This is a genomic window from Mesorhizobium sp. M7A.F.Ca.CA.002.04.1.1 (genome assembly GCF_004022805.1).
GTDB lineage: Bacteria > Pseudomonadota > Alphaproteobacteria > Rhizobiales > Rhizobiaceae > Mesorhizobium > Mesorhizobium ciceri.
The window spans coordinates 1-1,144 of sequence record NZ_RZPL01001100.1 but is presented as its reverse complement, the minus strand read 5'-3'; the positions used below and the strand labels follow the sequence as shown (position 1 = coordinate 1,144).

Here is a 1,144-nt window from a genome sequence, read left to right as displayed (position 1 = left end):
CCATTGGTGATGAACGGAATGAACAGGCCGGCCCCGACATTGGCGAGATACGCGCCCCCGAGCCCGGCCAGCGCTCCGGTCGTCAGCACGGCGATGGTGCGGGTCCGCACGACATCGATGCCGGCGACATCGAGCGCGGCCGGCTTGTCGCCTGCCGCCTGCAAATTGAGGCCCAACTGCGTGCGCCGGTAGATGTAGCCCATGCCGAAAACCAGCGCGACCGCCAGATAGACGATCAGATGATGCTTGAAGAATGCAGGCCCGATGACCGGAAGGTCCGAAAGCAGCGGAATGACAGTCGCATCCGCCGCCGGCAGGCGCGGATAGCTGCGCGAGAACTGGAAATGGTGGAGCAGCGCCGTCAGGCCTTCCAGCCCCAAGGTCAGCGCGATGCCGATGACGATCTGGTTGAGCCCGATGCGCACGCAAAGCAGCGCCATGACAAGCGCCACCGCAGCACCCCCGGCGGCGCCGGTGAGAAAGCCCAGCCACAGCGACCCGGAATAGAAAGCGCCGACAAAGCCGAGATAGGCGCCGGCCAGCATCATGCCTTCGATGCCGATATTGAGCACGCCAGCCTTCTCGGAGATCTGCTCGCCGAGCCCGGCAAGCAGCAGCGGGATCGCTGCGGTGACGGCGCCGAACAGCAGCGCGCTGAGAAAGACCTCGCTGAAGAGCCCGGTCATGCCCTAGGCCCTCCGCGACTGGTTGTATCGGTGATCGAAATATTCGGCGAGCGCGAGCACGATCAGCACGATGGAAACCAGCACCAGCGTGAAATGATTGGGCACGCCGAGCCGGCGCGCCGCGCTCTCGCCGCCGATCGAAAGCACCGAAAGCAGGAACACGAAGCCGATGGCCGCAAAGCCGTTCATACGGGCGAGAAACACGGCGGGTATCACGGCAAGCCCGTAGGCGGGATTCCAGTCGGCGCGGACATTGCCCTGGACGCCGATGATGTCGACGGCGCCGGCAAGCCCGGCCAGCCCGGCCGAAATGGCGAAGACGGCGACGGTCAGGCCGGGAACGCCGAGCCCCGAGTGAACCGCCGCTCGTGGATTGGCGCCGACGATCCTCAGCTTCAGCCCGAACGCCGTGCGCGTCATCACCAGATGCACGATGATGATCGCCGCCAGCCCAAGCA

At 65.6% G+C, this 1,144-nt stretch carries 1 protein-coding gene and 1 pseudogene; both read right to left on the bottom strand.

The features are described from left to right. Positions 1–686 (bottom strand): ABC transporter permease (locus tag ENZ75_RS32475; protein WP_164888204.1); only part of this gene is annotated, 686 nt, incomplete at its 3' end. A 3-nt stretch (positions 687–689) separates the two neighbouring features. Beyond that, positions 690–1,144: pseudogene (locus tag ENZ75_RS32470) on the bottom strand (ABC transporter permease); the annotation flags it as partial.